The following is a 7,488-nucleotide window of genomic DNA, read 5'->3' on the forward strand; positions in this document are numbered from 1 at the left end:
CAGTACCGCCTGCCGGTACACCTTCAGCCGTTCCTTTGCCGTTTTCAGTTCGGCCACGCTGGCATCCAGTTGGGAGAATAGTTCCTCAATGCGGGAAATGATATGCTCTTGCTCCACAAGCGGCGGGATTGTCACCTGTACCGCACCGAATTTCTTTGCAGAAATTTCTTTAAAGGTTGTGCCGCTTCCCATGTCCTGAATTGTTTTTCGTAAGTAAATCAGCTGGTAATATAAAAATTCACTGTTGACAAATGGCTTGGGAACAATACTTTTGAATCCTTGATTTGTGCATATCGGATTTTTTGCAATAGCGGTATATCCGATTGGCGCACGAGAGGAAAACAGAACGGTTCCAGACGGCATTATCTGCGTAGAACAACTATCATAGCCTAGTTGGGTCAAGTTCCTTTTCCCGCGTGAAATATACTTTTGTGTGTAACCGGATAAATCCGCCGGGGTAAGCCATGGGATTGCACCACCAAAGTTTTCTGCAACAGTAGTTTTAGGTGTTGCACCTGACACAATATCTCCAATATCACGCAACTGGTATCTTTGGTATTCCATCTCACGCCACCAACTCCACATTCAATTCCATCAAAANCTTCTCATACTCTTCCCCGAACACCTCATAGAACCGTCCAAGGCCGCCCTTGCGGTCAAAGGGGCTGAGGTCCAGGTCCACCAGCACCACACTGAGGGACGCGGCGATGTGGTCCTTGATGAGCCGAAGCCACTCCATCTGCTCCTCGGTAAAGTGGACGGCGCCGGCGTTGCGGCGGAAGGACCACTGCTGGAAATTGTAGCTGACCCGCTCAGCAAAGGGAACCAGCGTCTCCGTCGCGCCCGTCTCAAACCGGATGAGGGATACCAGGTCGGCCAGCTGCACCATCGTCCCCCTCTTCACCTTGTCTGGCTGTTTGATAGCATAGCAGTCCCACAGCCTGTCCACCGTGATGTTCCGGGCTTTCAGCTTTTCATACAGCGCCTTGAGCTTGGCAATCGCCATGGGACGGTCCTTGTACCTCTGGTCGTAGATAATGCGCAACGCGGTGATCTCGTCCCGGTTTTCCTGGATAAACTCTCGGAAGGTCTCAATGACCCGACTGGCGGTCTCCTCCTGGCTGACGTCGTACCCGGCATATAACACCGTATCAATGTTCACATTGTCAATAATCTGCTCGTGGTTCCGGCGGACGTTTTCGATGTAGTCCCGCACCTCCGGCCTGTGGAACGGGGCGGCGGCGGCAGAGGAGAGCTCCCGCTGGGCGGCATCCAGCAGCGCCTGCTGTTCCTGGGTGGGTTCGCCCTCCTCTGGCAGGGACACCCCTGCATGGGCTGCGATGACGTCCGGGTCAAAGGCGTCCAACAGAGCCTGGGCGGTCTGACCGGCGGAGGCCCCGGTGATCTCCTGAAACTCCTTCCGCTCAGAGGGTGTCATTTGGGCATTCAGGCGGACGATGCGGCTGGCCAGGGAGGTGAGGGTGTCCTCATCCTTCGCCCCCAGCGCCACATTCATCATCAGTTCTTTCAGGGAGACGGAGGGCTTGCGCTCCAGGGCACGGGTGTCCGATTTCTTGGATCTGGTGACGCCCACCGCGTCCACGATGACAAAGTGATCCTTGTTCTCTGTGGCGGAGGGAGTTACCTTTTGCAGATCATCCTTGCTCAGCGTCCGGGTTCCCCGGCCCTTCATCTGCTCGAAATNGTTTTTACTCCGCNCNTCCCGCATGAAGATCAGGCACTCGATAGGCTTCACGTCCGTTCCGGTGGCAATCATGTCCACAGTGACGGCAATTCTGGGATTGAAACTGTTGCGGAAATCAGAAAGGGCTCCTTCCGGGTCATCCGCAGAATAGGTGATCTTCTTACAGAATTCGTTACCTTCGCCAAACTCTTCCCGGACGATTTGGATGATGTCGTCCGCGTGGCTGTCAGTCTTGGCAAAAATCAGCGTTTTGGGGACCTCGTTTCTGCGGGGAAACAGGATGGTGTACAGGTTTTTCCGGAACGCCCGAATCACAGTCCGAATCTGGCTGGGGTTGACGATATCCCGGTCAAGGCGGGAGGGCACATAACTCACGTCCTCGTCCATCTGCTTCCAGCGTTTTTCCCGGGACAGGCGGTTCCGATATTCGATCTGCTGTTTTACAATATATCCGCCATGCTGCCCCACTTCTGTCTCAATGAGAAAGATGTCCTCCCCCACATTCACGCCGTCGATGATGGCCTGCTCTCTGGAATATTCGCTGACCACATTTTCATGGAAAAAGGCAAAGGTGCGTTTGTCTGGCGTGGCGGTCAAACCGATGATAAACGCGTCAAAATATTCCAGCACCTGACTCCAGACGTTGTAAATGGAGNGGTGGCACTCGTCCACAATGATGCAGTCAAAGAATTCCGGCGGATATTTTTCGTCATAGACCACTTCCTTCGGTGCCTTGCTGTCGGCGGTCACATACTCGCTGAATGGGGTCTCCTCCGCGGACTCGTCCAAGTCCTCACTCTTCAAAATAGAGTACATCCGCTGGATGGTGCTGATGTAGATTTGCGTATTAGCCGACATCCGGGAGGATTTCAGGCGGTACACACCGTAGACGTTGGAAAATGGCCTGGGGTCGTCGTTAGGGATATAGGCCAGGAATTCCCGCTCCGCTTGTTCTCCCAGGCTTTTGGTGTCCACCAGGAATAAGATGCGGTTCATCTTTCCGAATTTCAGCAGGCGGTAGGCGGCGGTGATGGCGGTAAAGGTCTTACCGGCTCCGGTAGCCATCTGCACCAGTGCCCTCGGCCTGTTTTCAGAGAAAGAACGGTCTAATTTCGTGATCGCACGAATCTGGCAGTCCCGAAAGCCGGTGGTGTCAAAGGGGGGAAAATGCTTCATGTTGTTGCGGATGGTATCCGGTGCGCTTAGCAGCGCCCGCAGCGTCTCCGGACGGTGAAAGGAGAAGACCGTCCGGGAGCAGTATTTCAAATCGTGATAGTCTGTGAACCGGGTCAGCTTGTCCGTCGCTTCGTAGGCAAAGCGGATGGCTGTATCTCCCTTGATCCACTTGAATTTGCTTCCGGCATAACGTGCGGACTGATCCTCCACCGTGGTGATCTTCTCTCCGCTCTCTGTCCGCTTCGCCTCCACAACGCCTACAGGGGTTCCGTCAATAAAGAGGGCATAGTCCACCTCGCCTGTGCTGGTTGGAAACTCCCGCACAGCCACACCTATGGCAGAAAACAGATTCAGGTGTTTCATGTCCTGAATCACCCAGCCGGACTGGATCAGCTTCTGGTCTATTGCAAGACGGGCCTTTTCCTCTGGCGACATCATAGTTCCCTCCCTGTTTCGGCAATTTACTCCATTATAACGGATAAGACCTCTGGTTACAAGGCGCTATTTCATTGTTTTCTGCCGTCACGAGGGAGGGCCGCCCATTATTCTGGACGGCCCTCCCTGGGTGCTGTTCGATTATGCATAGAGGTGTCTATACTTTCCCAAGCATACTGAGCAGGAGATAGGACATCGGGTAGCGTTCTGCAAGCTCAATTTCCGCATATTGCTCCATTAGACCCAGCGCGTTGCTTTTGAACGCATCGTACCACACCTGACCAGTAATCACTACATAATCAGTCAGTAAGGCTTCACCCCAGCTGGCCGCAATGTCCTCACACGCCTGCATCATAATGTGGCCATCCAGCCCTGTCTCGTTACCCTCCTCGAATCGGGCGAAGCAGTATTTCAGGGTGTACCGGCCATAGTATGTCAATTCCCGGTACTCGATGGAGTGTTCCGCAATATAATCCCCCGGATTGGAGGACAGAGCAGGACTGCTGCAAATCGTCTCAATGAGCGACCCGATTACCTGGTTGGCATCCAGTCCAGTAGCCGCTATCGCCTGGGCGTAGCACTCCTGTGTCTGCTGAAGGACGAACTTTTGACCGTGGAGAGCATCTTCGACAATGTGCGCAGGGAATTTTTCCCGGATGTCCTGAGCAAAGTAGCTGCCGTCTCTGGGTTCCCAATATTCCGTCAGGGTGTAGCCGCGCTCGTCCAAGTCAAAGGAAAGTACCACAGGGATATGACTGCCGCCGGTTGTTTCCAGGCCATTGTCCGTAGCCCTATATTGCTCATAGAGCGCCCACCCNTAATAGGTGATTTTATGGGTGCTGCTTCCCGCCAGAGGTGTGGCGGAGAGTGTCTCCAACGTGATGAAACTGCAACAGGCCACATCGTACTCCAGTGGGTAGGATGATTTGTTATGCTCCAGAATCGCCTGACGGATCGCGGCCTGTTCTTCGGAGATCGTTGTATCGGCTGCGTCCGGCCCGGCAGGAGTCGGCGTATCTTCCCCTCCGGCGGAACCCATCGAAACACCATCCAGCCCCAGCATAGTGCGAATGTTGTTGATGTATTCCGGGGTTTCCATATCCCCTGTGCCCACCATGTAGCTGGAAATAGGATTCCCCCATGGGATCACAAAAATATTTTCGTCTTCGATCTCATAGGTGGACAGAATCAGCGCCATTTCCGCCGCTGAAGCGCCCTTCAAGGACATCAGTTCCTCCAGCGTTTTTTCCCGGTTGGTTCCCGGCATCAGGCCAAAACTGTAACTGTCCTTGGCTAACTGCCAGACATAGACCTCCAGCCCCTTGGAGGTTATAAGATCAAAGTATTCCGGATATTTCGACCGCAGCTCGTCTATGCGCTGCTCTTGAGGAAGCTCCTGCTTCGGATTCGTTGCAAAGCATACTGTCACCACCCCACAGGCGATGATAGCCACAACAATAAGCCAAAATGCCGGTTTTTTGTAATTCAGCACGTTTTTCACCCGTTCTTTTACGCCAACTTCTCCAAAGGCCAGCGGGCAGATTGTGACCAGCCGCCGTCCAGTATTGCACTCCAGCAGAGCGGTGGAGTACTGCTTCTTCCCATCCAAATCCATCTGCCGAATAACCTTTTCATCACAGGCCAGCTCAATGTCCCGGCACAGTAGCACATAGGCAATCCAGCACAGGGGATTGAACCAGTGAACCGTCAGAATCAGAAAGCCCAGCGGCTTCCACCAGTGGTCACGCCTTGCCAGGTGCGCCTTTTCGTGGGCAATTACCGGCCCCATAGCCGCCTCGTCCATACTGGAAGGCAGATAGATTTTGGGCCTGACCAGCCCCAGGATAAACGGAGACTTCACATGGTCGCACAGAAAGATATTTCCTTCGTAGGGTATTCTTTCCGCAACACTCCGGTGTACCCGCACATAACTGATGACTGCATAGAGCAGCATGGCTGCGATGCCAACGAGCCAGATTGCCGACACAACAAGTGTCCAGATATAGAGCGGGTTGATGCTACCAACAGAGTTGGGAGCAAATGTTTCGCCCAGAACGGGATTGACCGCATTGTTGACGGCGGGGATGCCGCTGCTGATGGCGGGCGTCTCATACTGGATGTTATGGGCGTTGAAGGTCTCGGCGCTGGGAATCAGGCTCAATGCGCTCTCAAAGGAGAAGGGAACCACTAGCCGCAGAGCAACGATTCCCCACAAAAGGACGGCAATCCACTTCGGTGCCTTCTTCAACAGGAACCGTAGCAGCACCACCACCAGAATCAGCCAGCTTGCGGCAATGCTCATGTTCAGAATGTTCAGGAATAGATCGCTCATATCATTCACCTGCCCTGTCGATCAGCGCACGAATCTCGGTGATTTCCTCGGCTGTCAGCTTCTTTTCACTGGTAAATGCGGCTAGAAAAGCGGGGAGTGAGCCCGCAAAGGTCTCGTCCACATACTTTTTGCTGTGAAGGGCATAGAACTCCTGCCGGGACAGGAGAGAAGTCACCACGCCGTCATTGTTTTGAAACAGGCCCTTGCCGCAGAGCCGATGCAGTACCGTGTGTGTCGTGGTTCGTTTCCAAGCCAGTTTGTCCGCGGCCAGTTTGATAAGTTCGCCGGATGTTACGGGTTCTCTCTCCCAGATGATGTCCGCAAAACGGGCCTCCACAGCCCCTAATTGAATTTCTGCCATAGGTACAACCTCCTGTCTACATGATGTAGCCCCGTATACAGACTACACCGTGTAGACGAATTTGTCAAGGACTTTTTCAAAATATGAGATCGCACATCCAGAATGGGAGTTCCTTTTATAATCCTTTGTGGCTGATAAAAGGGTTTAATTCCTTGTTTTCTGCTATGCAAAATTTGATTGGGCATCCACTGAAATAAGTGAGAAAAACTGTGCGCTCCACGCTGAATGGAACGCACAGCTTGCAATTTTATGGGTTTCCTACTTTACACATTAATTATCCACAGAACGACTGATCCATAGAAATTGACGCCGTTGAGTGTTGCGAAGAAAATGCAGTAACAGGTCTTGTTGTCATGCTGCGTCACATAGTTTGGCAGCTGCTGTTTCTCTGTACATTGACGGCAAAAACAGCAAGAAAAGCCCCTATAGCGATTAAGCTGATTTGATGTATTGCAAGCCAGCCCGGAACATGAAACGCTGGGTCTAATTTTTCAACCGTCAACGGAAATTGAGAGAAGAAATCGCTCAACGAAAAATTGATTGCCGGGGGCAGGGGCAGCACAGTCAATAAAATTACTGCCGCCATAAGAGCGTAGATCAGAGTATGGTTGAAGCGGCTCAACATCATTCCTGCTCCCAGGCAAAAGACAATGGGCGGGATCAGGGTCAATAGAGCGGGTAAAATCAGTTCCCCATAATCCACCCACCCAAACAGCGACACATAGAATCCAACCGCCAGGACTGCGACACATAGGCAGAGGACAAGGGTAGCTGTCAGCACCGCTCCACACCGCAGAGCCGCATACCGCCGCTGCCTGATTGGGGTGGCTTGGGTCAAGGGCCGGAGCAGACGCTCCTCCTTGGAGAAGAAGAACGCAAGGAAAAACAATTCTCCCAGGCAGATCAGCGGCAGCGCTTGGCTGAGATAGTATCCAAAGCTCCATGGGGAAAAAGGCGCTGTGTGAGCCACGCCCCGGACCACAGAGCCAGTCAGTGTCAGCCAGCCATATCCCAGGGACACCAGCAGAATACCGAAGAACAGCTTGTTCCACAGCAAGCGCCGCAGCTCATATCGAAATATTTTATTCAAGGTTTAAGTCCTCCTCTGTCAGATGGCAGGCATCCAGAAACTCCTGATAGGTCAGATAGGGATATTCCGGGTTCAGCTCCCGGCCAAAGAGACCTTTCAAAATCTCGTCCATAGCCTCCTCACCGCCCACCAGTTGTTCAGCCCTCAAGATTTTCAAGGGCATTTCGTTATATTGCCGCATCCCTCGCAAGTTGTTGGCGATGTCAGCCTGATACTGTTCCGGCAAGGCGGACAGGTACTCCGGGTGGCGGACATAGAAATCCTTGTAGTAGTCGTCTACGGCCTCCTGCCAGGCGTCCACAAAGCTGGCCTGGGCCTCACGTTCCCCATACAGCGCCTTTACAATGCGATAGGTGGTGTAGCAGGTCAGACCCTCGGCAGANCAGATG

At 53.1% G+C, this 7,488-nt stretch carries 5 protein-coding genes and 1 pseudogene; all 6 read right to left on the reverse strand.

Translation table 11 applies throughout. From position 1 onward, the window contains the following. Positions 1-564: restriction endonuclease subunit S (locus JX325_RS10500; RefSeq protein ID WP_204791088.1), on the reverse strand; the 564-nt coding region annotated here is incomplete at its 3' end. 1 nt (position 565) lies between these two features. Beyond that, positions 566-3,319, reverse strand: coding sequence for a type I restriction-modification enzyme R subunit C-terminal domain-containing protein (locus JX325_RS10505; protein ID WP_243414043.1), 2,754 nt, complete (start codon positions 3,317-3,319; stop codon positions 566-568). 154 nt (positions 3,320-3,473) lie between these two features. Then, a complete protein-coding gene (locus tag JX325_RS10510) occupies positions 3,474-5,648 on the reverse strand; it encodes a M56 family metallopeptidase (protein ID WP_204791089.1) in 2,175 nt (724 codons plus the stop codon). 1 nt (position 5,649) lies between these two features. Continuing rightward, complete coding sequence (locus JX325_RS10515; protein ID WP_204791090.1) at positions 5,650-6,009, reverse strand: BlaI/MecI/CopY family transcriptional regulator; 360 nt, start codon at positions 6,007-6,009, stop codon at positions 5,650-5,652. Between the two features lie 361 nt (positions 6,010-6,370). Next, positions 6,371-7,099, reverse strand: a complete 729-nt coding sequence (locus JX325_RS10520; RefSeq protein WP_204791091.1) for a hypothetical protein — start codon at positions 7,097-7,099, stop codon at positions 6,371-6,373. After that, positions 7,092-7,488: pseudogene (locus JX325_RS10525) on the reverse strand (hypothetical protein); the annotation flags it as partial. The pseudogene JX325_RS10525 and the gene JX325_RS10520, both read right to left, overlap by 8 nt.

This window comes from Oscillibacter sp. CU971, from assembly GCF_905219725.1.
Lineage (GTDB): Bacteria > Bacillota > Clostridia > Oscillospirales > Oscillospiraceae > Oscillibacter.